Origin of the sequence: Pseudomonas sp. IT-P294 (assembly GCF_949767865.1) — a bacterium.
In the GTDB taxonomy this organism is placed as follows: Bacteria; Pseudomonadota; Gammaproteobacteria; order Pseudomonadales; family Pseudomonadaceae; genus Aquipseudomonas.
Genome location: NZ_CATKQW010000022.1, coordinates 240,662 through 264,803 on the forward strand (window position 1 = coordinate 240,662; position 24,142 = coordinate 264,803).

Genomic DNA, 24,142 nt, shown 5'->3' on the forward strand with positions numbered 1-24,142 from the left:
CCGAATTTGTTAGCACAGGGAGCCTCCCATGCAGCACGAAACACATACCCACGGCATCAACATGTCTGCCCTGGGCCGCGACAAACAGAGCCTGAGCCTTGAACAGGAAACCGTGGCCATTGAAGTGCCGGGCCTGAGCCTGTTCTATGGCGACAAGCAAGCGCTGTACGACGTCAGCATGAACATCCCGAAGCAGCGTGTGACCGCCTTCATCGGCCCGTCCGGCTGCGGTAAATCTACGCTGCTGCGTACTTTCAACCGCATGAACGACCTGGTCGACGGCTGCCGTGTCGAAGGCGCGATCAACCTCTACGGCAACAACATCTACCGCAAGGGCGAGGACGTGGCTGAACTGCGTCGTCGCGTCGGCATGGTGTTCCAGAAGCCGAACCCGTTTCCGAAAACCATCTACGAAAACGTGGTGTATGGCCTGCGCATCCAGGGCATCAACAAGAAGCGCATTCTCGACGAAGCCGTCGAGTGGGCGTTGAAAGGCGCTGCATTGTGGGACGAGGTCAAAGACCGTCTGCACGAGTCGGCGCTGGGCCTGTCCGGTGGTCAGCAGCAACGTCTGGTGATCGCCCGCACCATCGCCGTGGAGCCAGAAGTGCTGCTGCTCGACGAGCCGTGCTCGGCACTCGACCCGATCTCCACACTGAAAGTCGAAGAGCTGATCTACGAATTGAAATCGAAGTTCACCATCGTCATCGTGACCCACAACATGCAACAGGCCGCTCGGGTGTCCGACTACACGGCGTTCATGTACATGGGCAAGCTGGTGGAATTCGGCGACACCGACACCCTGTTCACCAATCCGGCGAAGAAGCAGACCGAAGACTACATCACCGGTCGCTACGGCTAGGAAGCTGTTGTTGTTCACTGAACTGACGCTGCGGTCCACCGCACCTTACCGGACGCTCCAAGGACGCCAACATGATTAGCAAAGAAGGCCTTACCCATCACATCTCCGCGCAGTTCAACGCCGAGCTTGAGGAAGTGCGCAGCCACCTCCTGGCCATGGGCGGGCTGGTGGAAAAGCAAGTCAACGACGCGGTGACCGCGCTGATCGAGGCCGACTCGGGCCTGGCGCAACAAGTGCGTGATATCGATGACCAGATCAACCAGATGGAACGCAACATCGACGAAGAATGCCTGCGCATTCTGGCCCGTCGACAGCCTGCGGCGTCTGACTTGCGCCTGATCATCAGCATCTCCAAATCGGTGATCGACCTGGAGCGTATCGGTGACGAAGCGACCAAGATCGCCCGTCGTGCCATCCAGTTGTGCGAAGAAGGCGAAGCGCCGCGCGGTTACGTCGAGGTGCGCCACATCGGCGACCAGGTGCGCAACATGGTGCGCGACGCGCTGGACGCCTTTGCCCGTTTCGACGCTGACCTGGCGTTGTCGGTGGCTCAGTACGACAAAATCATCGACCGCGAATACAAGACCGCGCTGCGCGAGCTCGCCACTTACATGATGGAAGACCCGCGCTCTATCTCGCGGGTCTTGAGCATTATCTGGGTGCTGCGTTCGCTGGAACGCATCGGCGACCATGCGCGCAACATCTCGGAATTGGTGATTTACCTGGTGCGCGGCACCGACGTGCGTCACCTGGGCCTCAAGCGCATGAAAGAAGAAGTTGAAGGCACAAGTGGCGAAACCGCTAATGTTCCGGGCAAAGCTGACGATAAGTAAGACTGCCCAAGAAAAACGCCCGGTCCTTTGGCCGGGCGTTTTTGTGTGGGGTTGACGACTTTAAACGCAGCACCCGCGAACGAAAAGTCCCGGCGTGACTGAAGGTTTTTGGCAATGTGCCATCAGTAAGACGGTATGCTTGCCGGGATTTTTTCGAGGGGTGGTGGATGAGCAAGATCAGTGTGTTGGTGGTGGACGATGCGGCATTCATTCGTGACCTGGTAAAGAAGTGCCTGCGTAACTACTTCCCCGGTATCCGGACCGAAGATGCCATCAACGGCAAAAAGGCCCAGGCCCTGCTGACCAAGGAAGCGTTCGACCTGGTCCTGTGCGACTGGGAAATGCCGGAAATGTCCGGCCTGGAACTGCTGACCTGGTGCCGCGAGCAGGACAACCTCAAGACCATGCCTTTCGTGATGGTGACCAGCCGTGGCGACAAGGAGAACGTGGTTCAGGCGATTCAGGCCGGCGTCTCCGGGTACGTCAGCAAGCCGTTCACCAACGAGCAACTGCTGACCAAGGTCAAGCAGGCGCTGAACAAGGTCGGCAAGCTGGACGCCTTGATGAGCGGCGCACCGACCAAAATGAACTCGGCGTTCGGCAACGATTCCCTGAGCGCGTTGACTGGCGGCAAGGCTGCGGTGGTCGCGCCTGCGGCGGCACCGGCCAACCCGTTCGCCAAACCTGCCTCCGTCGCGCCTGCCCCGGCGGCTGCTGCATCCCGTGGCCTGCTCAATAGCCCGCCGATCAAGCCTGCAGCGTCCTCGACAGCGCCAGCTGGCGGTCGTGGCCAGGGTCAGTTGCGCCTGCCGAACGGCATTCAACAGTGCGTGATCAAGGCCTTGAGTCTCAAGGAAGCACTGCTGGTGGTGAAGCGCACCGATACCCTGCCGCAAGTGCTCGACAGCGCCGTGCTCGACCTTGAGCAGGGCGATAACGCCGAAACTGCCCGCCTGAACGGCTACCTGCACGCCATCGTTGCCCACGAGCAGAAACCCGACAGCGAATGGCTGCAGCTGACCTTCCGCTTCGTCGACCAGGATGCGCAGAAGCTCGATTACATCTCACGCTTGATAGCACGTGGTACGGCACAGAAGCATTTCGTACCGGGCGCGTAACGCGTACCACTGATCGTTCCCACGCTCTGCGTGGGAATGCCTCCCGGGACGCTCCGCGTCCGCTTCGGTGGGACGCGGAGCGTCCCTTGCTGCATTCCCACGCAGAGCGTGGGAACGATCATTTGAAACATCTGCCGACTCCCCGGGTCCATTGCAGCTGCTAGGCTCCTCCCCAGGCCTTACTCGACAGACTCTTTGCCCATGCTTGCGCGCCTGCTGTTTTTCTGTGGTCTTTTCATGGCCTCCACCTCGGCTGTGGCCATGACGATCTACAAGTCCAAAGACGCCAATGGCGTGGTCTCTTACAGCGACCGCCCCAGCAAGGGCTCCCAGGTGTTCGTTTTTCGTGATCGCATGGACGAGCACCTCGAGCGCCAGGTTTATCTGGACATCAAAAAGCAGAAGGGCGCGGACAGCGTGTTCGTGCGCAATGATCTCTATGCTCCCGTCGAAATCGAGTTGAGTTTCGCCGGGCTGAGTAATGTCAGTGGCGCACCGAGCCGGCCGATCCGTCGGGTGATGCCGGCCCGCAGCAACATTCGTCTGGCGCTGCTCACGGCGACGCAGTCTGGAAGACCGCTGGCGTACACCCCAAGGTTCGAATACTCCCTGGGCGACCCCTCAGGTGCCGCCATGGCCTATCGATACCCGTTGCCCTGGCGCGGCGGACCGTTTCGCCTGAGCCAGGGTGCCAACGGCCAATACAGCCATTTCGGCGCCAAGAACCGTTACGCCATGGACATTGCCATGCCCGAAGGCACCCCGATCATTGCGGCACGGGGGGGAGTGGTGGTGAAAACCGAGAATGCCCAGACTGGACGCGGCTCTGATCCATCGGGCAACTTCGTGCGAGTTCTGCACGATGACGGAACCATGGGCGTGTACCTGCACCTCAAGCAAGGTTCGGTCAGCGTTCGCGAAGGGCAGCGAGTATCGGTGGGCAGTGCGCTGGCACTGTCGGGCAATACCGGCAACAGCAGCGGGCCGCACCTGCATTTTGTGGTGCAGCGCAATACGGGGCTGGGGTTGGTGTCGATTCCGTACCAGTTCAATCAACCGGTCGGGTCGTTGCCCAACTTTGCGTTGGGCAAGCAATGATGGGTTGCCAGTCCTGACGCCATCGCGGGCAAGCCCGCTCCCACAGGGTTTACGTCGTCCTTGTGGGAGCGGGCTTGCCCGCGATGGGATCGACCCGGCTTCGGATCAGCCTATCAATCGAGCATCAACACCTTGGCCAGAATGATCTTCGGCCCTTTCATCTTCTTGATGATGATCCGCAAACCTTCGACTTCCAGCACCTCTTCCTCTTCCGGCACCCGCTTCAGGGTTTCGTAGACCAGCCCAGCGAGGGTTTCGGCTTCGACGTGGTCCAGGTCGATGCCCAGCAGGCGTTCAACCTTGAACAAGGGCGTGTCGCCGCGTACCAGCAATTTACCGGGCTGGTAGGCGAGGATCCCGCGTTCCGCCTTGCGATGTTCGTCCTGAATATCGCCGACCAGGACTTCCAGCACGTCCTCCATGGTCAGGTAGCCAATGATGTTGCCATCGGCCTCTTCGACCAGCGCGAAGTGCGAGCCGCCCTTGCGGAACTGCTCAAGCAGCTGCGACAGCGGCATGTGTCGGGATACGCGTTCCAGCGGGCGGGTCAGCTCGGCAAGGTTGAACGATTCGGGAATGTGGTCCAGGGCGGCCAGTTCCAGCAGCAGGTCCTTGATGTGCAGCAGGCCGACGAACTCCTTACGGTCGCTGTCGTACACCGGATAACGGCTGAATTTATGGCGACGGAACATCGCCAGGATTTCCTTGAGCGGTGCGTTGAATTCCAGCGTCACCAGGTCTTCCCGGGAGTTGGCCCAGTCGACCACTTCCAGCTCGCCCATTTCCACGGCGGACGCCAACACACGCATGCCTTGGTCGCTCGGGTCCTGGCCACGGCTGGAGTGCAGGATCAGTTTCAGTTCTTCACGGCTGTAATGGTGCTCGTGATGGGGGCCGGGCTCACCTTGGCCAGCGATCCGCAGGATCGTGTTGGCGCTTGCGTTGAGCAGGTAAATCGCCGGGTACATGGCCCAGTAGAACAGGTACAGCGGCACGGCAGTCCACAGCGACAGCAACTCGGGTTTGCGGATGGCCCAGGATTTCGGTGCCAGTTCGCCGACCACGATGTGCAGGTACGAGATGACAAAGAACGCCGCAAAGAACGACACGCCTTTGACCACTTCGGCCGACTGCACGCCGACGGCTTCAAGCAGCGGTTCCAGAATGTGTGCGAACGCGGGCTCACCGACCCAGCCAAGTCCCAGCGAGGCGAGGGTAATACCCAGCTGGCACGCCGACAGGTAGGCATCGAGCTGACTGTGAACGGTGCGCAGGATGTGTCCGCGCCAGCCGTTTTTCTCAGCGATGGCCTCGACCCGGGTCGAGCGCAATTTGACCATGGCAAATTCCGCCGCAACGAAAAATCCGTTGAGCAAAACCAGGATCAGAGCAAAAAGAATCATGCCGAAGTCGGCGAAGAGTGTCGCGAGGGTCAAGCCAGGGGAAGGGTCCATGATGGAGTTTTGCGGTTTCCGTGTATTCGAGAGGAAAGAAAAAAGTGCACCTGAAAGGCAGGCACAAGTCAGCCAATGTAGCGGCTGACCGGGCGATTGCCTAGGGGGGAGTGCTGGCCGGTATCAGTCGGCGGCGCTGACGACCCGGGATTTGGTGACCTGGGCCGGTGCAAAATGGCAGGTAAACGTGCTGCCATGCCCCGGCACGCTGCTGATTTCCATCCGCGCGCGATGTCTTAACAATACGTGTTTGACGATCGCCAGGCCGAGACCGGTGCCACCGGTATTGGAGTTGCGACTGGAATCGACGCGGTAAAAGCGTTCAGTCAGACGTGGCAGGTGTTTGCTGTCGATACCGATCCCCGAATCCTGGACGCTCAGGTGCGCACCTTGTTCGTCACCCCACCAGCGAATGCGGATGTTGCCTTCGGCTGGCGTGTATTTCACCGCGTTGAACACCAGATTGGAAAACGCGCTGCGCAACTCGGCCTCGCTGCCCTTGAGCAGAATCGTCGGATCGGCTTCCAGGGTGATGCGCTGGTTTTTCTGGCCTGACAACTGCTGGGCATCGCCCTTGATCGATTGCAGCAAGCCTTCGATGGCCACGGGCTGGTTGTCCGAGGGGTAATCGGTGGCTTCCAGTTTGGCCAGTAGCAGCAAGTCGTTGAGCAAGGTTTGCATGCGTCCCCCTTGCTGCTGCATTTGCTGCAGGGCACGGGTCCAGCGCGGGTTCACTTCCTCGACATTGTCGAGCAAGGTTTCCAGGTAGCCGCAGATGACCGTCAGTGGCGTGCGCAGCTCGTGGGAGACGTTGGCGATGAAGTCTTTGCGCATCTGTTCCAGCTGATGGATGCGCGTCACGTCGCGCACCAGCATCAAGTGCTCGTTGTTGCCGTAGCGGGTGATGTACAACTGAATGCGCAGGCGATCGTTGATCGGTGAAGGGATTTCCAGCGGCTCTGCGTAGGTGTCCTGCTCGAAATATTCCTTGAAGCGTGGATGGCGCACCAGGTTGGTGACCGGCTGGCCACTGTCTTGTGGTGTCTTGAGGCCGAGCAGGGTTTCGGCGGCGCGGTTCCACCATTCCAGGTTGCCGTCGCTGTCGAGCATGATTACCGCGTCTTTCAGCGCGGCCGTGGATTCCTGGACGCGGTCGATCACCGCTTGCAGACGCCCGCGTACCCGTTGGTCACGGCGTTGCAGGTGGTAGATGCTGTCGAACACTTCGCCCCACAACCCATAACCGTCGGGCGGTGCCTCATCGGGTTTGTGCAGGCGCAGCCATTCGTGCAACCGCAGCAGTTGCTTGAGGGTCCAGCCCAGGTAAATGCCTAATCCTGCCGCCAGGCTCCAGCCGTAGTAGCCGGTCATCAAGCCGATGACCAGGCAGCCGGTGACCAGCAACAGCATGTGACGGATCAGGGTGCCATGCCAGTTTTGGTTCACGAAAACATGCGTCCTTGTCAGCTTGTCGGGCGGGAAAGAACCGGGTCAGGCTTTGGTGGAAAAGCGATAACCGGTGCCGCGCACGGTTTGTACCAGATTTTCGTAGGCATCGCCGAGGGCTTTGCGCAGGCGACGGATGTGCACGTCGACGGTGCGTTCTTCGACGTAGACGTTGCCGCCCCAGACCTGATCCAGTAACTGGCCACGGGTGTAGGCGCGTTCCTGGTGAGTCATGAAAAATTGCAGCAAACGGTATTCGGTCGGGCCCATCTCGGCGGGTTTGCCGTCGATGGTCACGCGGTGGCTGATCGGGTCCAGCAGCAGGCCACCGACTTCGATCGGTGTTTCGCCATCAGTCGGGCCGGCGCGGCGCAGTACGGCTTTGAGGCGCGCAACCAGCTCACGTGGGGAAAAAGGTTTGGTGATGTAGTCATCGGCACCGACTTCCAGGCCCTGAATCTTGTTGTCCTCTTCGCCCTTGGCCGTGAGCATGATGATCGGGATGTCCCCGGTCAGCTCATCGCGCTTGAGGCGGCGGGCCAGTTCGATACCGGACGTGCCCGGCAGCATCCAGTCGAGCAGGATCAAGTCCGGCTTGCGGTCGACGATGATGGCATGGGCCTGCTGCGAGTTTTCCGCCTCCAGGCAGTCATAGCCGGCCATTTCCAACGCAACGGCGATCATTTCGCGAATGGGCGCTTCGTCGTCGACGATCAGAATGCTCCTGCCAACCATGCCTTTAATCCTCTTGTCATTTAACTGTCTTGCGCCGCATTAGATAACGGAATTATTGCAGTCGTGTGACAACAATTTAGCAGCCCGGCGATTGTCATGATCCTGAACTAAGCTCTAAGTCCGAATCCTGACAACCACAAAAGGAAGGTTTCCATGACTCAATACGCGTTTTCCCTTAAGGCTCTGATGTTGGCCGCTGCCCTTGCTTTACCAACAATGGCCTTCGCTGCCGAACCCGCCATGATGAAAGACGGGATGATGGTGGACCACAAAGGCATGACCGTTTATACGTTCGACAAGGACGCTGGCGGCAAGTCAATGTGTAACGGCGATTGTGCTAAAAACTGGCCGCCAATGATGGCTCCGGCGGGTGCCAAGGCCGAGGGCAAATGGAGCGTCATTAAGCGTGATGACGGCACGATGCAATACGCTTACGACGGCAAGCCGCTGTACACCTTTATGAAGGACGAAAAGCCTGGAGAAATGAAAGGTGACGGCATGAAAGACGTTTGGCACGTGATGCGCGAGCATAAGTAAGTGATTCACTGAAACCGTAAAAAGATCGCAGCCTGCGGTAGCTCCTACAGGACGTAAATATCAGGAGATGTCACGGGCTGCGATCTTTGCGCTTCATTACCTCAGCGCAGCGCGTAATCCAGCACAATCCCGACAAAAATTGCCAACCCGGCCCAGTGGTTGTGCAAAAACGCCTTGAAACAACGCATCCGGTCCTTGCCTCGGGTGTACCAGAACTCCCAGGCAAAACAGCCCGCCGCCGTCAGCAAGCCCAGGTGGAACCAGCCACCGAGCTGGAATCTCGACCCGGCCAGCAACAAGCAACCCAGCGCCAACCCTTGCAACGTCAGGATGATCACCCGGTCCGCATCGCCAAACAAAATTGCGGTGGATTTGACCCCGATCTTCAGGTCATCGTCGCGGTCGGTCATGGCGTAATAAGTGTCATAGCCGACCGTCCACAACAGGTTGGCGATCCACAGCAACCACGCCGCAGCAGGCAGCTCACCGGTTTCGGCGGTGAACGCCATCGGCATGCCCCAGGAGAACGCCGCGCCCAACACAACTTGCGGGTAATAGGTGTAGCGCTTCATGAACGGGTAAGTGAAGGCCAGCGCCAGGCCTCCGAACGACAACCAGACCGTTGTCGCATTGGTGCACAGCACCAGCAGGAAGGCCACTCCCATCAGCAACGCGAAGAACACCAAGGCTTCTTTTGAGCTGATCTTGCCACTCACCAGAGGCCGCTGTTCGGTGCGTTTCACGTGGCCATCGACCTTGCGGTCCGCCCAATCGTTGATCACGCAGCCGCCGGCCCGGGTCAGCACCACGCCCAACACGAAAATCACGATGTTGGCCAAGGACGGCGAACCTTTGCCGGCAATCCACAGCGCCCACAACGTCGGCCACAGCAACAGATAGATGCCGATCGGCTTGTCCATGCGCGTCAGTTGAATGAAGTCCCAAGCCCGTGGATTCAAGCGATTCAGGGACTTGAGCAGGCTCTGATACATCAGCAATTCTCCGGATGGGTGCGGGTGGCGAGCCACAAGGTCGGCAAGAAAATCTCGGCTACCAGCACGCTCAAGGCGCCTCGATCGAAGCGCGAGCGGCGTCCCCAAAGCTCCGGTGCGCGGGCCTCCATCGGCAGCCATTCCTGAGGATAGTGGCAAACCTCGATAGCCCGACGCTGGAACGCTTGATCGCAAAACAGCAATTCACCCAGCGAGCGACTGCCCAATTCGTCCATGTGCAAGCCATCGCCCTGCAGCGCACTGCGCGCTGCCACGCTGCGGGCAAACACCCACGCTTCGCCGTGGCCACGCAAATACACCTCGCGCACCCAGCCTTCACTGCCTTCATCAAGCTCCAGCGCGGCACATTCGTCGGCGCGCAGCGGTTGCCAGCCTTCAAACAGCGGCGTGACACTGAAAGCATTATTCGACAAACGGATCAGCCGTCGGGTCAGCGAGCCTTCGTCAAACAACCAGTCGAGGGTAGACGTGTCGGGGAGGGGCGTCAGTTGGCTTTGGGGGAGCCATAGCGAGGTCGCGAAGGGGGATTTTGAGTGCGGCACAGTGAGTCATTATTGGCAGCAAATGAGGCGGCGAGCTTAACATGTCAGCCAGCGATTTTGATTGATCCGGGCCGCCGTTGCGCCGAACACGCTTGCATCTGTCGGGCCCGATCAGTACAAAACGCCCCTGAGCCGAACGGCAACGCTGAATCTATCGACCGTTTGCGCCGGCATCAAGCCTGAATCCTGAGGAAGTACCTGAATGAAAAAGTGGCAATGTGTGGTCTGCGGCCTGATTTATAACGAAGCCGAGGGCTGGCCGGACGACGGCATTGTGCCGGGCACCCCTTGGCAAGACGTGCCGGAAGACTGGCTGTGCCCGGACTGCGGCGTGGGCAAGATGGATTTCGAAATGATCGAAATCAACTAAGACATTTAGAGGAGTAAGGAATGAACGCACCTGTCGTGATCGTCGGCACCGGGCTGGCCGGCTACAACCTGGCCCGGGAGTTTCGCAAACTCGATGGCGAAACTCCGCTGCTGCTGATTACCGCCGATGACGGGCGCTCCTACTCCAAGCCGATGCTCTCCACCGGTTTCGGCAAAAACAAAGACGCTGATGGCCTGAGCATGGCCGAACCTGGCGCGATGGCTGAGCAACTGAAGGCCGAAGTGCGCACCCACACGCGCATCAGCGGTATCGACCCTGGCCACAAACGCTTGTGGATCGGCGAAGAATCGGTGATTTACCGCGACTTGATTCTGGCCTGGGGCGCGGAAACCGTGCGAGTGCCGATCGAAGGAGACGCCGCCGACGCCGTTTTCCCGATCAACGATCTGGAAGACTACGCACGCTTTCGCGCCGCAGCGGCCGGCAAACGTCGGGTGCTGTTGCTGGGGGCCGGGCTGATTGGTTGTGAATTCGCCAATGACTTGATCCTGGGCGGTTACGAGGTGCAACTGGTTGCACCGTGCGAGCAAGTCATGCCGACCTTGCTGCACCCGGCGGCGGCCGCAGCGGTCCAGGCCGGGTTGGAAAGCCTGGGTGCGCGCTTCCACCTTGGCCCCGTGCTCAATCGCTTGCAGCGCGTGGATGATGGCCTGGAGGCGCATTTGTCCGATGGTCAGGTGATTCCTTGCGATGTGGTGGTGTCGGCCATTGGCCTGCGTCCGCGTATCGACCTGGCGGCGGCAGCCGGTGTGCAGGTCAACCGTGGTGTGGTGGTCGACCGTCACCTGAAAACGTCTCACGCCAATATCTACGCCCTGGGCGATTGTGCCGAGGTCGATGGGCTGAATCTGCTGTACGTCATGCCCCTGATGAGCTGTGCGAGAGCGCTGGCGCAAACCCTCGCCGGAAACCCTACCGCTGTGACCTATGGCCCGATGCCGATCACGGTGAAAACACCCGTCTGCCCATTGGTGGTTTCCCCGCCACCACGGGGTATGGAGGGCGTCTGGACAGTCGAAGGGCAGGGCGCCGACGTCAAGGTTTTGTGCCGCGATACCGGCGGAAAACTGCTCGGTTATGCCCTGACAGGCGCGGCGGTGATGGAAAAACTGGCCCTGAACAAAGAGCTTCCGGCGCTGCTGGCGTAAATACCGGTCGTTCTGTCGGAATCACCCCTCTTTTGCCCCTACAAAGGTCGCGCCTAGACTGGCGCGGCTCTTCCGTGCGTGCCATTCTCACTCCCGTCTGCCGCAGAGTAGAGCACCTGCGGCGCTTTGGGCGCTGTTCCAACGAGAACAGCACGGACATAACAACAAAAAACCGTCAAAGGGGCTTCACTAATGCGTAAACCAGAACTCGCCGCTGCAATCGCTGAAAAAGCAGATCTCACCAAAGAGCAGGCAAACCGCGTTCTCAACGCCGTTCTCGAAGAAATCACCGGCGCACTTCACCGCAAAGACAGCGTCACGCTGGTGGGCTTCGGTACCTTCCTGCAACGCCACCGCGGTGCCCGTACCGGCAAAAACCCGCAAACCGGTGAGCCCGTCAAAATCAAGGCCAGCAACACTGTTGCGTTCAAGCCAGGCAAATCGTTGAAAGACAGCGTTAATCCATAATTGCGGCGAACTCCCTGAATAAAGGGGAGAACCGTATTGAAAAATGGGCATGCCGATTAAATCGGGTGCCCATTTTTTATGGGCGTAATGCGGTTCTGTATTAAGTCTGGATTGGACTGATTAATACACTCTGGAAATTGATTATTCATTACCATGTTACGAGATTACCTTCATATATAAAGTGCCACCACGATAGTGGCACTTTCCTGATTCTTTGTTGTCACGCATCGCGCTGTTCCTAAGTGACCGCGACTTTCGGACGATTCCTACATTTATTCCTTCTGATTATTGGCATGCTGCGCGCCTGTCATCAAAAGGTCTTGTCCGGAATTGGGTAAAAGTTTGGCGGGGGCTCTGGCTCAATGGTTCTGGGCCTGTGTCCAGGCGGCTTCAATATTAAATCGACATCAGGGAATCCCCTTACACATATAGGGAGATCTCCTACGTGCAATAAAGATCACTTCGTCTTGTTGTTTAATCAGATGCTTGCTAGTGGCCATCATAGTGATTACGATGCGCGCACTTGAAAGAGCACGAACTCAATTGGATGAGACTCACTCGTAGCTCTTTGATACTGTCCTGGCCCCTTGAAATCTTCATTGGGCGTATGACCGTAATCCTAAATAAAGGCCATGGATGTCCTACTCAAGCAAACTTTCTGCTCATTACCTTGATCTCGCAAAAGCCTCTGTTTCCAAAGAGAATTTCGCGGGCGAGGACGTTCGTTTTTCGAGCGAATATGAGGCATTGGAAAGCGAGCTGGGCAAAGCCTCCTCGATGCATGAAAGCGGTCAGATCGACTGGCTGAAAATCCGCGAAAACAGCGAAAGCCTGCTGCGTACCCAGTCCAAGGACTTGCGGGTCGGCGCCTGGCTGACCTGGGCGTTGTACCAGCGCGAATCCTTTCAAGGACTGCTGGCGGGCCTTGGTTTGCTGCACTACCTGTGTGAAAGCCACTGGGCCGAAGTCCACCCGAACAAGGCCCGCACCCGCTCCGCAGCGATCAGTTGGCTGGTGCCGCGTCTCGAGCAGGTGTTGACCGAAAACATCGCGATCAAAGAGCAGTTGCCGATGTTCCGGCGCCTGGTTGAACACCTTGAAGGCCTCGACGCCGCCTGCACCGAGCACTTGGGTGACGATGCGCCGCTGCTGCTGCCGATCTCCCGTCGTCTGAAAAACATGGTGCAACGCGCCGCTGACAACCAGCCGGAACCCGGCGTGGTCGGCGCCGCAGTAGCCCAAGTCAAGCAAGCCGCCACGCAGTTGTTCACCCCTGGCGCACCGATCGATAACGAAAAAGAAGCCCACAAAGCCCTGCGCGCCCAACAGGAAAGCGCGCGGCCATTGTGTGCCTGGTGGCTCAAGCAAAAAGCCACCGACCTGCGCGCCCTGCGCCTCAATCGCACGCTACTGTGGTTGCCCATCGACGCTGTTCCCGAGCGCAACGCTGAACAAATCACCGTTCTGCGCGGCTTGCCCGCCGACAAGCTCAAGGCCTATCAGGATCGCTACGACCAGGCCAAGTACGCCGACCTGCTGGTGGAACTGGAGGCGAGCCTGGCGAAGGCGCCGTTCTGGTTTGATGGCCAGCGCATCGTCTGGGAATGCCTGCAGGGCCTGAACGCCGAAATGGCCATGCGCGAAGTTGAAATCCACTTCGCGCTGCTGATTCAGCGTCTGCCCGGCATCATCGAATTGCGTTTCCATGACGGCGTGCCGTTCGCCGATCCGGCCACCCGCGCCTGGATCAGCGCCCACGTCATGCCACACCTGCAAAGCGCCACTGCGCCGCGCAAGGTCGAGGTCGCCGACTCCCAGCCGGCCTGGGAAGTGGCCCTGGAAGAAGTCCTGCCGATTTTGCGCAAGGACGGCCTCAAGGCCGCCGTGCAGATCCTCAAGCAGGGCCTGCAAAGTGCCCACGGCGGACGCGTACGGTTTTTCTGGCAGTTCGCCCTCGCGCGGCTGTGCTTCATGGCCAAGAAATACGAACTGGCCAAGACCCAACTCGAAACCCTCGACCAAACATTACAGGACTCAGGCCTGAACGCCTGGGAGCCCGATCTTGCGCTGGAAGTGCTGCATTTACTGCATAGCTGCTGCGAGTTGTTGCCGCAGAACCATGCCGTACGTGAACGCAAGGAAGAGATTTATCGCAGGCTGTGCCACCTCGATCTCGAAGTGGTACTCGAATAGGCCCCCGGGCCACAACCGCAAGGAGAAAAGCCATGGCCAAAGAAGGCTCGGTAGCCCCCAAGGAACGCATCAACGTCACGTTCAAACCTGCCACCGGTGGTGCACAGGAAGAGATCGAACTGCCGTTGAAGCTACTGGCAATCGGTGACTACACCCACCGCAAGGACGAACGCAAAGTCGAAGATCGCAAGCCGATCAGCATCGACAAGACGACCTTTGACGAAGTGCTGGCCAAGCAAGAGCTGAGCCTGACGTTGAACGTGCCGAACCGCCTTCAGGAAGAGGGCAGCACTGAAGAGTTGGGCGTGCAACTGCGCGTCAACTCGATGAAGGACTTCAACCCGGCCTCGCTGGTCGAGCAAGTGCCCGAGCTGAAAAAACTGATGGAACTGCGCGACGCGCTGGTGGCCCTCAAAGGCCCGTTGGGTAACGCGCCTGCGTTCCGCAAAGCCATCGAAGGCGTTCTCGCCGACGACGAATCCCGCGGTCGCGTACTGGGTGAGCTGGGCCTGAACGCCGCAGCCCAGGACGCCTGAGTCTCCATCAGCCAAGGAAGCCAACACCATGAGCACGAGTGCAGCGCAGCAAAAAAGTAAAGAGAACGGCGAATACAGCATTCTCGACAGCATCATCGCCGAAACCCGCCTGACGCCGGACGACGAAGCCTACGACATCGCCAAGCGCGGTGTGTCGGCCTTCATCGAAGAGCTGCTCAAGCCGCAGAACAACGGTGAGCCGGTCAAGAAGGCAATGGTTGATCGCATGATCGCCGAGATCGATGCCAAGCTCAGCCGCCAGATGGACGAAATCCTGCACCACCCGGACTTCCAGTCCCTGGAATCGTCGTGGCGTGGCCTGCAGTTGCTGGTCGACCGCACCAACTTCCGCGAAAACATCAAGATCGAAATCCTCAACGTCTCCAAGGACGACCTGCTGGACGACTTCGAAGATTCGCCGGAAGTGATGCAGTCGGGCCTGTACAAGCACATCTACACCGCTGAATACGGTCAGTTCGGTGGTCAGCCTGTGGGCGCGATCATCGCTAACTACTTCATGTCCCCAAGCTCGCCGGACGTGAAACTGATGCAGTACGTGTCCAGCGTCGCCTGCATGTCTCACGCGCCGTTCATCGCGGCTGCCGGTCCGAAATTCTTCGGCCTGGAAAGCTTCACTGGCCTGCCGGACCTGAAGGATCTGAAAGATCACTTCGAAGGCCCGCAGTTCGCCAAATGGCAGACTTTCCGCCAGTCGGAAGACTCCCGTTACGTTGGCCTGACCGTGCCGCGTTTCCTGCTGCGTAACCCGTACGACCCGGAAGAAAACCCGGTCAAATCGTTCGTGTACAAAGAAACCGTCGCCAACAGCCACGAGCACTACCTGTGGGGCAACACGGCCTACGCGTTCGGCACCAAGCTGACCGACAGCTTCGCCAAATTCCGCTGGTGCCCGAACATCATCGGCCCGCAGAGCGGTGGCGCGGTTGAAGACCTGCCGTTGCACCATTTCGAAAGCATGGGCGAAATCGAAACCAAGATCCCTACCGAGGTTCTGGTCAGCGACCGTCGTGAATACGAACTGGCCGAGGAAGGCTTCATTTCCCTGACCATGCGCAAAGGCTCCGACAACGCGGCGTTCTTCTCCGCCAGCTCGGTGCAGAAGCCGAAGTTCTTCGGCATCAGCGCAGAAGGCAAGGCCGCAGAGCTGAACTACAAGCTCGGCACGCAACTGCCATACATGATGATCGTCAACCGCCTGGCTCACTACTTGAAAGTGCTGCAGCGCGAGCAACTCGGTTCGTGGAAAGAACGTACCGACCTCGAGCTGGAACTCAACAAGTGGATCCGCCAGTACGTGGCCGACCAGGAAAACCCAAGCGCCGAAGTCCGTGGCCGTCGTCCACTGCGCGCTGCCCAGATCGTCGTCAGCGATGTCGAAGGCGAGCCTGGCTGGTACCGCGTCAGCCTGAACGTGCGCCCGCACTTCAAGTACATGGGTGCCGATTTCACCCTGTCGCTGGTTGGCAAGCTGGACAAAGAGTAAGCGGAGCTAAGTCATGACTGGATACGGCAGCCTTTTCGAACGCCTGGGTGGCGACGCGGAAAAACGCGTCGGCTGGAGCCGCGAGGTCTCCGCCATGGCGTCCGTGGCTGCCCATCTGGCCAAGATGCTCAGCACCCGTGCGGGCAGCGTGCAAACGCTGTCCGACTACGGGCTACCCGATCTCAATGACATGCGTCTGAGCCTGCACGACTCCCTGAGTCAGGCCCGTCTGGCCATCGAAAATTTCATCGAAGCCTACGAGCCACGCTTGAGCAATGTGCATGTCATCTCCCTGCCGCGTGATCACGATCAGCTTCGCCTGTCCTTCAGCATCGAAGGCCTGCTGGAAGTTGATGGTTTCAAGCGTCAGGTCAGTTTCGCCGCGCGCCTGGATGGCAGCGGTCAAGTAAAGGTCAACTAAGGAGATTCGTATGTCCGGCAAACCCGCAGCCCGCGTATCCGACCCCACCGCTTGCCCGCTCCCCGGCCACGGCACCAACCCGATCGTCGCCGGTTCCGGCGACGTCTTCTTCGACGGCCTCGCGGCCGCCCGCCAAGGCGATGCCTCGGCGTGTGGTGGTGCGATGTCGGGCGGGTTGGCGACGACGGTTTTGATTAACGGCAAACCGGCTGCGACGGTGGATTCCGTCGGGACGCATGGCAACAAGGTTACGGCTGGGTCCGGCACGGTGATTATCGGGAACTCGCATTCGCCGGCGTCGTTTGTGGCGCCGTTGCCGGTAGTGCTGCAGTGGCCTTTCACTCAGCAATTTATAGTGCGTGATCCCAAAACGGGAGTTCCCATAGCTGAGCGTGCTTATACCTTGCGTACAGCCTCTGGAAAGGAACTTAAAGGGATCACGGATGCGCAAGGCAAGACGGCAGCGATGGCCTCTGACTCGGCGGAAAGCGTCACGCTCACGTTCGACCCACAGTCCTCTCTCGTGATTGCATAAGGGATTCTCACATGACAGCTCCAGCCCCTGTCACGGCACAACTCACTCCCTCGTCTGATACAAAATGCGTGGAAGCGACTGTTGAAGATTTCAAAATTACAGACATTCCCGGTGTGATGTCGAAGCTTGGCTGGAAGGAATCTGCTCGAATCATGCAGCGCTGGTTCGACGGTGATGGATTCGTCATGAGTTCAGACGAGAAAGAAGGACGTCTTGCACTTGACAAGATCACTTCGGAAAAACTCTTTGGGGATCTGGATTTTGATTGGCTAACCAGTGCATCTCCACACACCGGCGTGATTATTGATGAGTTAAATGCAAAGTTATCAAATGCAAGTCAATACAATGAGATTATTGGTCGAAAAAATGGTTTTCCGAGTCAGCTGACACGCGGCCTTCTGCAGTTTATGACTCGCATGCGAAAACTTGGAATATTTGATGAGCAAAATCAAGATCTCGTTATGGGGTTTCATGATTTTAGCGGGCTTGATGCGATAGGGTTGGAAACAACTACACAGGCTAATTTTAGACCCGTCGGATTAACGGTCACTGAGAAGAAAGATAATCCGATGGACGATGTATACGGTGCTCTCGGTGGTTTTATAGTAAAAATTGCAATCACCAAGTTTTCTACTGCACCTAAAACCAAAAATAGTGCTGCTTGTTTGCGTATTCATGAGGTCGGCTGCTATATCCGTGATACCTACGACTTCCTGAATGAAGATGGCAAGGATCAGTTGCTGGGGTACTGGAATTCGGAAGGCGTCGTGAAGCCTGACTACTACGAGTACCTCAGCGGGCCAGCTAGCGTAGAGCGTGAGGGAAAGAAATACTTCAAGGTTACTAACGATAGCTTTAACTGCTACCGGGCGCAGCATGGCAGAGGCGGGGATTTGTTTGTCTATTCCAACGTGAAAAAAATTCCGACTTCCATTCTTATCTATTTATCTACCGCAGATTTTGCTGAGTATATGCAAAAAACTAATCGCCCGCCGGTATCGCCATGAAGCTTATAGTTAGAAGGCTTATTCTGGTTTGTTTATTCGTCGTCATGATACTGGCTTTGATTTTTTTTGGATTGAAGCTGCAAAGCTCGTGGGTAGCACAGCCAGTAAAAAAATACTGGAGCCCTTCAGCGCAGTGCTATATCGCCAGATATATTCCGAATTATCAGGCAGTTGGTATGGTGGGTCGTGCTCTGGAAATGTTTAGCAGTCAGTATTTTTATCGTGTGTATACGAAGAATGGAGAACTACTCAAGACTTCTGAGTGGTATTTGTGGATGAGAGAGGGCAATGCAGGAGTTGCTCCTGAGTTTCAAGGAGAGATGGTGTTGTACCCCGGTGCAGATGGCTGGGAAAGTTGGATGGTTCCCGAATGTCGTTGAGGCTCGTAAATCAAGAAACCCCTTTTAGGTGTGATCGCCGTTGATCAGCCTAAATCGTTTCAGGTTCTTGAAGATTGCCCTGTGGGCCCCCGCTGTCGTGTCCGTGGTTCTGTTGTTCCTCGATTGGTCAGAGGGATATTCGAGGGTTGCAGGCTGGGAGCAGTTCTTGGCGATTTACGTCCTGACATTTGGCATCCCTGCCTACATCGCCTTTGCTCTGTGGGCAACGCGAGTAATGAACGGGAAAACCGAACAGCAAATTTTGAAAAATGTGTGGTGCGCACCGCTGACGTTCATCCCTTTTTACGCCGCCCCTTGGGTCATTTATGGATTGGCCCATGTGTTTTTGGGGAGCTTCGCCGGGTTCCCGATGATGTTTGGGTGGCTGGCTTTTTTACCGTACCTGCTCATCGCCGGTTACGTAGTTGCCGGTCTGACAGTCGCGCTCTACAGGACGTTTTTTTCATGAGTTCCACTACCAGGCAGGTAAACCGTGTCCTTTAACCACTACTACCAAAGCGAACTCACCGCACTGCGCCAGTTAGGCCGCCGTTTCGCCGAACGTAGTCCGGCGTTGGCGCCTTTCCTGGGTCAGGCCGGGCGGGATCCGGACGTGGAGCGGTTGCTGGAAGGTTTTGCATTCCTGACCGGTCGCCTGCGCCAGAAGCTCGATGACGAGTTGCCGGAGCTGAGCCATTCGTTGATGCACCTGCTGTGGCCCAACTACATGCGGCCGCTGCCGGCGTTCAGCATTCTGCAGTTCGACCCGCTCAAGCGTTCGGGTCCTGCGTTGATGGTCGAACGCGACACGCCCGTTGAGAGCGTGCCGATCGATGACGTGCGTTGCCGCTTTCGCACCTGCTACCCGACCGAGGTGTTGCCGCTGGATCTGGCCGCGCTGAATTACTCGGTGAAGGGCGACGGTTCGTTGTTGAGCCTGCGTCTGGAGATGAGTGCTGACGGTCACCTCGGCGAACTCGAACTGAGCCGTTTGCGTCTGCACTTCGCCGGTGAGCGCTACATCAGCCAGATGCTCTACCTGAGCCTCCTGCGCAATCTGGAAGGCATCGAACTGATTCCGTTGGATGGCGCCGGCAAACCCATCAACGGCGTGAACGGCACGCCGATGGCGTTCAAGATGCCGGGCGACCGTGTGCAGCCGGTAGGTTTTGCCGAAGAAGAAGCGTTGATCCCCTATCCGCTGAACACCTTCCGTGGCTATCGCTACCTGCAGGAATACTTCGCCTTCCAGGACAAATTCCTCTTTGTCGATATCAACGGCCTGGACCTGCTCAAGGCGCTGCCGGAAGACACGCTCAAGCAGGTGCGCGGCCTCGAATTGCGTTTCGATATCCGCAAGAGCGGCATCCTGCGCATGCGTCCGACGCTGGACAACGTGAAGCTCTACTGCACGCCCATCGTCAACCTGTTCAAGCACGATGCACTGCCGATCCGCCTCGACGGCAAGCAAGACGAATACCTGCTGCTGCCCGCCGAATTCGATCTGCAAAACTGCGGCGTGTTCTCGGTGGAAACCGTCACCGGCTGGAAGCCCGGCGGCCTCGGTTACCAGGAATACGTGCCGTTCGAATCCTTCGAGCACGACCCGAGTTTCGACGTGCCCAACAGCCGTCCGCATTACAGCATCCGCCAGCGTTCGTCTTCGTTGCACAACGGCCTCGACACCTACCTGAGCTTCGGCATCCGCCACACCGAAGCGCATGAAACCCTGTCCATCGAGCTGATGTGCACCAACCAGAATCTGCCCAAAAAACTTAAGCTCGGCGACATCAGCCAGGCATGCGAAGACACGCCAGAATTCCTGAGTTTCCGCAACATCACCCCGGCCACTCCAAGTTATGCGCCGCCGCTGAACCGTGACTTCCTCTGGAAGCTGATCAGCAACATGTCGCTCAACTACCTGTCCCTGGCCGACGTCAATGCGTTGAAGGTGATTCTCGAAACCTACGACCTGCCGCGCTACTACGACCAACACGCGGAAAAAGTCAGTAAGCGTTTGCTGGGCGGGCTCAAGTCGATCAAGCACCAGCATGTCGACAGATTGCACCGAGGGTTGCCGGTTCGCGGGTTGCGCACCGAGCTGACCATCGACCCGGAAGGGTATATCGGCGAGGGCGACCTGTTCGTTTTCGCCTCGGTTCTTAACGAGTTTTTCGCGCTTTACGCCAGTCTCAATTCGTACCACGAGCTGCGGGTAAAAAGCACACAGGGAGAGGTGTACCAATGGACACCACGTATGGGCCTTCAGCCGCTTCTTTAAGCGGACTGACCCGAGGAATACGCGAGTACTCGCTGTTTCAGGCCGTGCTGCTGGTGGTTGACCGGCTGCGCGAGGCCCACCCGCACCTGAGCCAGGACGATTTGTACGACCAGCTGGAATTTCAGGCCAACCCGAGCCTGGGTTTCCCGGGCAGCGACGTCGATCGCGTGGAGTTTTTCCATGAGCACGGGCAGATGCGTGCGCGCCTGCGATTCAACTTGATCGGCCTGGTCGGTTCTGGCTCGCCGCTGCCGGCGTTCTACGGCGAACAAGCCCTGGGCGACAGCGAAGACGGCAACCCGACCCGCAACTTCCTTGACCTGTTCCACCATCGCCTGCAACGGCTGATGCTGCCGATCTGGCGCAAGTATCGCTACCGCGCCAGTTTCGAAAGTGGCGCCCTCGACCCGTTCTCTTCGCAGCTGTTTGCGCTGATCGGCCTGGGCGGCGAAGAGATCCGCAAGGCTCAGGAACTGAACTGGAAACGCCTGCTGCCGTACCTCGGCCTGCTCAGCTTGCGGGCGCACTCGGCGGCGCTGATCGAAGCAGTGCTGCGTTACTACTTCAAACACGCCGAACTGACCATCGAGCAGTGCATCGAGCGCCGCGTGGAGATTCTCGACGAGCAGCGCAATCGTCTGGGCCGCGCCAACAGCCTGCTCGGCGAAGACCTGGTGCTGGGCGAACACGTGCGCGACCGCAGCGGCAAATTCCGCATCCACATCCGCGAACTCGACTGGCAACGCTTCCACGAATTCCTGCCGATCGGTTTCGGCTACCAGCCGTTGTGCGCGCTGGTGCGGTTCACCCTGCGTGACCCACTCGATTACGACATTCGCCTGGTGTTGCGCCAGGAAGAAATCCGCGAACTGCGCATCGGTGAGCAGAACGCCTGTCGCCTGGGATGGACCAGTTGGCTGGGCCGCGAAAAAGCGGACGGCGTGGTGACCCTGGGCAGCAAAATTCATTAAGGACAGATGACCAATGATCAACGTAGACCTGCAACAACTTATCCAGGCGCTGGACGCCGAAACCCGTCGTGATCTGGAAAGTTCTGCCGAGCGCTGCGTCGCCCGTGGCGGCAGCAAAATCCTTGTCGAAGACTTGCTGCTCGGTTTGCTGGAGCGCCCGCGAGGCTTGCTCGCACGCGCACTGCAAGACGCCGAAGTGGATGCCGGTGAACTGAGCGCCGCGTTGCAATCGCGGGTTGAGCACAGCGCTTCGCGCAACCCGGTGTTCGCCCCGGAACTGGTGCAGTGGCTGCAAGATGCGTTGCTGGTGGCCAACCTGGAACTGGGCCAGAGCCAGGTCGAGCAAGCCGCGTTGATTCTCGCGCTGTTGCGCAACCCGATGCGTTACGCCGGCAGCCGCTACCAGTCGTTGCTGGCCAAGCTGAACATCGAGCGCCTGAAAGAATTTGCCTTGTCGCAGAAAGAGCAACCGGCCACCGGCAAACCGGGCGTGCAGGGCGAGTCGCTGCTGGGGCGCTTCACCCACAACCTGACCCAACAGGCCCGCGACGGCAAACTCGACCCGGTGCTGTGCCGCGATGGCGCGATTCGGCAGATGGTCGACATCCTCGCGCGTCGCCGCAAGAACAACCCGATCGTGGTCGGTGAAGCCGGTGTTGGCAAAACCGCCATCGTCGAAGGCCTGGCCTCGCGCATTGCCGCTGGTGAAGTGCCGCACGTGTTGAAAGGCGTCGAGTTGTTGTCCTTGGACATGGGCCTGTTGCAGGCCGGTGCCAGCGTCAAAGGTGAGTTTGAACGTCGTCTCAAAGGCGTGATCGATGAGGTCAAAGCCTCGCCGAAACCAATCATTCTGTTCATCGACGAAGCTCACACGTTGATCGGCGCGGGCGGCAATGCCGGCGGTTCCGACGCGGCCAACCTGCTCAAGCCAGCCCTGGCTCGTGGCGAGCTGCGCACCATTGCCGCCACCACCTGGGCAGAGTACAAAAAATACTTCGAAAAAGACCCGGCCCTGGCTCGTCGTTTCCAGCCGGTGCAATTGCATGAGCCGACCGTCAGCGAAGCGGTGACCATCCTTCGTGGCCTGGCTCAGGTTTATGAGAAGAGCCACGGCATCTACCTGCGCGATGACGCCGTGGTGGCGGCGGCTGAGTTGTCCGCGCGTTACCTTGCTGGTCGTCAGCTGCCGGACAAGGCCGTCGACGTGCTCGACACGGCCTGCGCCCGTGTACGCATCAGCCTCGCCGCCGCCCCGGAAAGCCTGGAGCGCCTACGCGGCGAACTGGCCGAAGGTGGTCGTCAGCGCCAGGCCCTGCGCCGGGATGCCGAAGCCGGCTTGCTGATCGATCACGAAGCGCTCGACGCCTTGGAAGATCGCCTGGCCGCCGCTGAGGACGAAAGGGCCGCGCTGGAAACCCTGTGGACCGAACAGAAAGAATTGGCCGAGCGCCTGCTGGACCTGCGTCAGCAACTGGCCAAGGCTCGCGAAGTGGCCGCCGCCCCGCCAACCCTCACGGTTGAGGAAGACGCCGAAGGCACCGTGATCGAATCGCTGCCGGTAGACGAAGCGCAGAGCGTCGAAACCCTGGAAGCGGCGCTCAACGAAACTCACAAAGCCCTGACCGAGCTGCAAGTCAAAGAGCGTCTGGTGAGCTTCGAAGTCTGCCCGCGTCTGGTCGCCGAGGTGATCAGCGCCTGGACCGGCGTGCCGCTGGCGCAACTGGCCCGCGAACACAACGCCAAGGTCGCCAGTTTCGCCACCGACCTGCGCACGCGCATCCGTGGTCAGGAACAAGCCGTTCACGCCCTGGACCGCTCGATGCGCGCCACCGCTGCCGGCCTGAATAAACCGGATGCGCCGGTTGGCGTGTTCTTGCTGGTGGGTCCGAGCGGCGTCGGCAAGACCGAAACCGCACTGGCCCTGGCCGACTTGCTGTACGGCGGTGATCGTTTCATCACCACCATCAACATGTCCGAGTTCCAGGAGAAGCACACCGTCTCGCGCCTGATCGGTGCGCCGCCGGGCTACGTCGGTTACGGCGAGGGCGGCATGCTCACCGAGGCGGTGCGCCAGAAGCCGTACTCCGTCGTGCTGCTCGATGAAGTCGAAAAGGCTGACCCGGACGTGCTCAACCTGTTCTACCAAATCTTCGACAAAGGCGTGGCCAACGACGGCGAAGGGCGCGAGATCGATTTCCGCAACACGCTGATCCTGATGACCTCGAACCTGGGCAGCGACCGCATCAGCGAACTCTGTGAAAACGGCGCACGTCCATCGGCCGAAGTCCTCGAAGAAACCATCCGCCCGGTCCTCAGCAAGCATTTCAAACCGGCGTTGCTGGCGCGGATGCGCGTGGTGCCTTACTACCCGGTCGGCGGCCCGGTGCTGCGCGAGCTGATCGAAATCAAACTCGGTCGTCTGGGCGAACGCCTGAACCGTCGTCAGTTGGAATTCACCTACTCGCAAGACCTTGTCGATCACTTGGCCGAGCGCTGCACCCAAAGCGACAGCGGCGCGCGCCTGATCGACCATTTGCTCGACCTGCACGTCCTGCCGCTGGTGGCCGACCGCTTGCTGGATGCGATGGCCACCGGTGAAAGCCTCAAGCGTGTCCACGCGACGCTCGACGGTAACGCCAGCGTGAATTGCGAGTTCGCCTGAGGTGGGT

At 58.8% G+C, this 24,142-nt stretch carries 24 protein-coding genes; 19 read left to right on the forward strand and 5 right to left on the reverse strand.

From position 1 onward, the window contains the following. The first annotated feature begins 28 nt into the window (after positions 1-28). The 4 genes from pstB to ACM6I0_RS16240 all read left to right on the forward strand — a co-directional run bounded on the left by pstB (position 29) and on the right by ACM6I0_RS16240 (position 3,911). The gene (gene pstB, locus ACM6I0_RS16225) at positions 29-862 is read left to right on the forward strand and encodes a phosphate ABC transporter ATP-binding protein PstB (RefSeq protein ID WP_007942698.1); all 834 of its coding nucleotides are present in this window, start codon (positions 29-31) and stop codon (positions 860-862) included. Between the two features lie 71 nt (positions 863-933). Then, a complete protein-coding gene (gene phoU, locus ACM6I0_RS16230) occupies positions 934-1,695 on the forward strand; it encodes a phosphate signaling complex protein PhoU (RefSeq protein ID WP_090177873.1) in 762 nt (253 codons plus the stop codon). Between the two features lie 167 nt (positions 1,696-1,862). Further along, the gene (locus tag ACM6I0_RS16235; protein ID WP_285431613.1) at positions 1,863-2,813 is read left to right on the forward strand and encodes a response regulator; all 951 of its coding nucleotides are present in this window, start codon (positions 1,863-1,865) and stop codon (positions 2,811-2,813) included. Between the two features lie 201 nt (positions 2,814-3,014). Beyond that, positions 3,015-3,911, forward strand: a complete 897-nt coding sequence (locus tag ACM6I0_RS16240; RefSeq protein ID WP_285431614.1) for a peptidoglycan DD-metalloendopeptidase family protein — start codon at positions 3,015-3,017, stop codon at positions 3,909-3,911. Positions 3,912-4,024: 113 nt separating this feature from the next. On the opposite strand, the gene ACM6I0_RS16245 is transcribed toward ACM6I0_RS16240, so the two are convergent. From ACM6I0_RS16245 to phoB, 3 genes are all read right to left on the reverse strand, one after another. Then, positions 4,025-5,365: a hemolysin family protein gene (locus ACM6I0_RS16245; protein ID WP_414922809.1), complete on the reverse strand. Its 1,341-nt coding sequence runs from the start codon at positions 5,363-5,365 to the stop codon at positions 4,025-4,027. 123 nt (positions 5,366-5,488) lie between these two features. Continuing rightward, entirely contained in the window at positions 5,489-6,775 is a 1,287-nt protein-coding gene (gene phoR / locus ACM6I0_RS16250) for a phosphate regulon sensor histidine kinase PhoR (protein WP_285431759.1), read from the reverse strand. 81 nt (positions 6,776-6,856) lie between these two features. Further along, positions 6,857-7,546 carry a phosphate regulon transcriptional regulator PhoB gene (gene phoB, locus ACM6I0_RS16255; RefSeq protein WP_008150066.1) on the reverse strand — a complete coding sequence of 230 codons (690 nt, stop codon included), beginning with the start codon at positions 7,544-7,546 and terminating at the stop codon, positions 6,857-6,859. A gap of 153 nt (positions 7,547-7,699) precedes the next feature. Between phoB and ACM6I0_RS16260 the strand changes: the two genes are divergently transcribed. Then, a complete protein-coding gene (locus tag ACM6I0_RS16260; RefSeq protein WP_285431617.1) occupies positions 7,700-8,083 on the forward strand; it encodes a hypothetical protein in 384 nt (127 codons plus the stop codon). Between the two features lie 101 nt (positions 8,084-8,184). Here the strand turns inward: ACM6I0_RS16260 and ubiA are convergent, their stop codons facing one another. Then, complete coding sequence (gene ubiA, locus ACM6I0_RS16265; protein ID WP_414922810.1) at positions 8,185-9,075, reverse strand: 4-hydroxybenzoate octaprenyltransferase; 891 nt, start codon at positions 9,073-9,075, stop codon at positions 8,185-8,187. Then, positions 9,075-9,638, reverse strand: a complete 564-nt coding sequence (locus ACM6I0_RS16270; RefSeq protein WP_285431620.1) for a chorismate--pyruvate lyase family protein — start codon at positions 9,636-9,638, stop codon at positions 9,075-9,077. The genes ubiA and ACM6I0_RS16270 overlap by 1 nt, the downstream gene beginning before the upstream one ends. A gap of 202 nt (positions 9,639-9,840) precedes the next feature. Between ACM6I0_RS16270 and ACM6I0_RS16275 the strand changes: the two genes are divergently transcribed. The 14 genes from ACM6I0_RS16275 (at position 9,841) to tssH (ending at position 24,135) form a co-directional block, all read left to right on the forward strand. Then, a complete protein-coding gene (locus ACM6I0_RS16275; protein WP_285431621.1) occupies positions 9,841-10,008 on the forward strand; it encodes a rubredoxin in 168 nt (55 codons plus the stop codon). A 20-nt stretch (positions 10,009-10,028) separates the two neighbouring features. Beyond that, positions 10,029-11,177: an NAD(P)/FAD-dependent oxidoreductase gene (locus ACM6I0_RS16280; protein ID WP_414922811.1), complete on the forward strand. Its 1,149-nt coding sequence runs from the start codon at positions 10,029-10,031 to the stop codon at positions 11,175-11,177. A 192-nt stretch (positions 11,178-11,369) separates the two neighbouring features. Then, positions 11,370-11,645 (forward strand): HU family DNA-binding protein, encoded by a 276-nt coding sequence (locus ACM6I0_RS16285; protein WP_003213368.1) that lies wholly within the window; start codon positions 11,370-11,372, stop codon positions 11,643-11,645. 636 nt (positions 11,646-12,281) lie between these two features. Next, positions 12,282-13,838, forward strand: coding sequence for a type VI secretion system protein TssA (gene tssA, locus ACM6I0_RS16290; protein WP_285431625.1), 1,557 nt, complete (start codon positions 12,282-12,284; stop codon positions 13,836-13,838). A gap of 32 nt (positions 13,839-13,870) precedes the next feature. Further along, positions 13,871-14,374, forward strand: coding sequence for a type VI secretion system contractile sheath small subunit (tssB, locus tag ACM6I0_RS16295; protein ID WP_208670839.1), 504 nt, complete (start codon positions 13,871-13,873; stop codon positions 14,372-14,374). Between the two features lie 28 nt (positions 14,375-14,402). After that, a complete protein-coding gene (gene tssC, locus ACM6I0_RS16300; RefSeq protein ID WP_285431629.1) occupies positions 14,403-15,878 on the forward strand; it encodes a type VI secretion system contractile sheath large subunit in 1,476 nt (491 codons plus the stop codon). Positions 15,879-15,891: 13 nt separating this feature from the next. Then, positions 15,892-16,299: a type VI secretion system baseplate subunit TssE gene (gene tssE / locus ACM6I0_RS16305; protein WP_090177913.1), complete on the forward strand. Its 408-nt coding sequence runs from the start codon at positions 15,892-15,894 to the stop codon at positions 16,297-16,299. 10 nt (positions 16,300-16,309) lie between these two features. Next, on the forward strand, positions 16,310-16,834 hold the full coding sequence (locus ACM6I0_RS16310; protein WP_285431630.1) for a PAAR domain-containing protein: 525 nt from the start codon (positions 16,310-16,312) through the stop codon (positions 16,832-16,834). Between the two features lie 11 nt (positions 16,835-16,845). After that, positions 16,846-17,841, forward strand: coding sequence for a DUF6402 family protein (locus ACM6I0_RS16315; protein WP_285431631.1), 996 nt, complete (start codon positions 16,846-16,848; stop codon positions 17,839-17,841). Continuing rightward, positions 17,838-18,221, forward strand: a complete 384-nt coding sequence (locus tag ACM6I0_RS16320) for a hypothetical protein (protein WP_285431633.1) — start codon at positions 17,838-17,840, stop codon at positions 18,219-18,221. The genes ACM6I0_RS16315 and ACM6I0_RS16320 overlap by 4 nt, the downstream gene beginning before the upstream one ends. 166 nt (positions 18,222-18,387) lie before the next feature. After that, the gene (locus ACM6I0_RS16325) at positions 18,388-18,690 is read left to right on the forward strand and encodes a hypothetical protein (RefSeq protein WP_414922812.1); all 303 of its coding nucleotides are present in this window, start codon (positions 18,388-18,390) and stop codon (positions 18,688-18,690) included. 24 nt (positions 18,691-18,714) lie between these two features. Continuing rightward, positions 18,715-20,502 carry a type VI secretion system baseplate subunit TssF gene (gene tssF / locus ACM6I0_RS16330; protein WP_222589048.1) on the forward strand — a complete coding sequence of 596 codons (1,788 nt, stop codon included), beginning with the start codon at positions 18,715-18,717 and terminating at the stop codon, positions 20,500-20,502. Continuing rightward, complete coding sequence (gene tssG / locus ACM6I0_RS16335; RefSeq protein ID WP_010465275.1) at positions 20,466-21,473, forward strand: type VI secretion system baseplate subunit TssG; 1,008 nt, start codon at positions 20,466-20,468, stop codon at positions 21,471-21,473. The genes tssF and tssG overlap by 37 nt, the downstream gene beginning before the upstream one ends. A 13-nt stretch (positions 21,474-21,486) precedes the next feature. Next, positions 21,487-24,135 carry a type VI secretion system ATPase TssH gene (tssH, locus tag ACM6I0_RS16340; RefSeq protein ID WP_414922813.1) on the forward strand — a complete coding sequence of 883 codons (2,649 nt, stop codon included), beginning with the start codon at positions 21,487-21,489 and terminating at the stop codon, positions 24,133-24,135. The last annotated feature ends 7 nt before the right edge of the window (positions 24,136-24,142 follow it).

Bases quoted from the DNA above. Each gene is read 5' to 3' on its own strand.
- ACM6I0_RS16280 (WP_414922811.1), top strand. From the start codon at position 10,029: ATGAACGCACCTGTCGTGATCGTCGGCACCGGGCTGGCCGGCTACAAC.
- tssB (WP_208670839.1), top strand. From the start codon at position 13,871: ATGGCCAAAGAAGGCTCGGTAGCCCCCAAGGAACGCATCAACGTCACG.
- ACM6I0_RS16260 (WP_285431617.1), top strand. From the start codon at position 7,700: ATGACTCAATACGCGTTTTCCCTTAAGGCTCTGATGTTGGCCGCTGCC.
- tssG (WP_010465275.1), top strand. From the start codon at position 20,466: ATGGACACCACGTATGGGCCTTCAGCCGCTTCTTTAAGCGGACTGACC.
- ACM6I0_RS16320 (WP_285431633.1), top strand. From the start codon at position 17,838: ATGAAGCTTATAGTTAGAAGGCTTATTCTGGTTTGTTTATTCGTCGTC.
- tssC (WP_285431629.1), top strand. From the start codon at position 14,403: ATGAGCACGAGTGCAGCGCAGCAAAAAAGTAAAGAGAACGGCGAATAC.
- tssH (WP_414922813.1), top strand. From the start codon at position 21,487: ATGATCAACGTAGACCTGCAACAACTTATCCAGGCGCTGGACGCCGAA.
- ubiA (WP_414922810.1), bottom strand. From the start codon at position 9,075: ATGTATCAGAGCCTGCTCAAGTCCCTGAATCGCTTGAATCCACGGGCT.
- ACM6I0_RS16310 (WP_285431630.1), top strand. From the start codon at position 16,310: ATGTCCGGCAAACCCGCAGCCCGCGTATCCGACCCCACCGCTTGCCCG.
- phoB (WP_008150066.1), bottom strand. From the start codon at position 7,546: ATGGTTGGCAGGAGCATTCTGATCGTCGACGACGAAGCGCCCATTCGC.
- ACM6I0_RS16235 (WP_285431613.1), top strand. From the start codon at position 1,863: ATGAGCAAGATCAGTGTGTTGGTGGTGGACGATGCGGCATTCATTCGT.
- ACM6I0_RS16285 (WP_003213368.1), top strand. From the start codon at position 11,370: ATGCGTAAACCAGAACTCGCCGCTGCAATCGCTGAAAAAGCAGATCTC.
- tssA (WP_285431625.1), top strand. From the start codon at position 12,282: ATGTCCTACTCAAGCAAACTTTCTGCTCATTACCTTGATCTCGCAAAA.
- ACM6I0_RS16245 (WP_414922809.1), bottom strand. From the start codon at position 5,365: ATGGACCCTTCCCCTGGCTTGACCCTCGCGACACTCTTCGCCGACTTC.
- ACM6I0_RS16315 (WP_285431631.1), top strand. From the start codon at position 16,846: ATGACAGCTCCAGCCCCTGTCACGGCACAACTCACTCCCTCGTCTGAT.
- tssE (WP_090177913.1), top strand. From the start codon at position 15,892: ATGACTGGATACGGCAGCCTTTTCGAACGCCTGGGTGGCGACGCGGAA.
- phoR (WP_285431759.1), bottom strand. From the start codon at position 6,775: ATGCTGTTGCTGGTCACCGGCTGCCTGGTCATCGGCTTGATGACCGGC.
- phoU (WP_090177873.1), top strand. From the start codon at position 934: ATGATTAGCAAAGAAGGCCTTACCCATCACATCTCCGCGCAGTTCAAC.
- ACM6I0_RS16275 (WP_285431621.1), top strand. From the start codon at position 9,841: ATGAAAAAGTGGCAATGTGTGGTCTGCGGCCTGATTTATAACGAAGCC.
- pstB (WP_007942698.1), top strand. From the start codon at position 29: ATGCAGCACGAAACACATACCCACGGCATCAACATGTCTGCCCTGGGC.
- ACM6I0_RS16240 (WP_285431614.1), top strand. From the start codon at position 3,015: ATGCTTGCGCGCCTGCTGTTTTTCTGTGGTCTTTTCATGGCCTCCACC.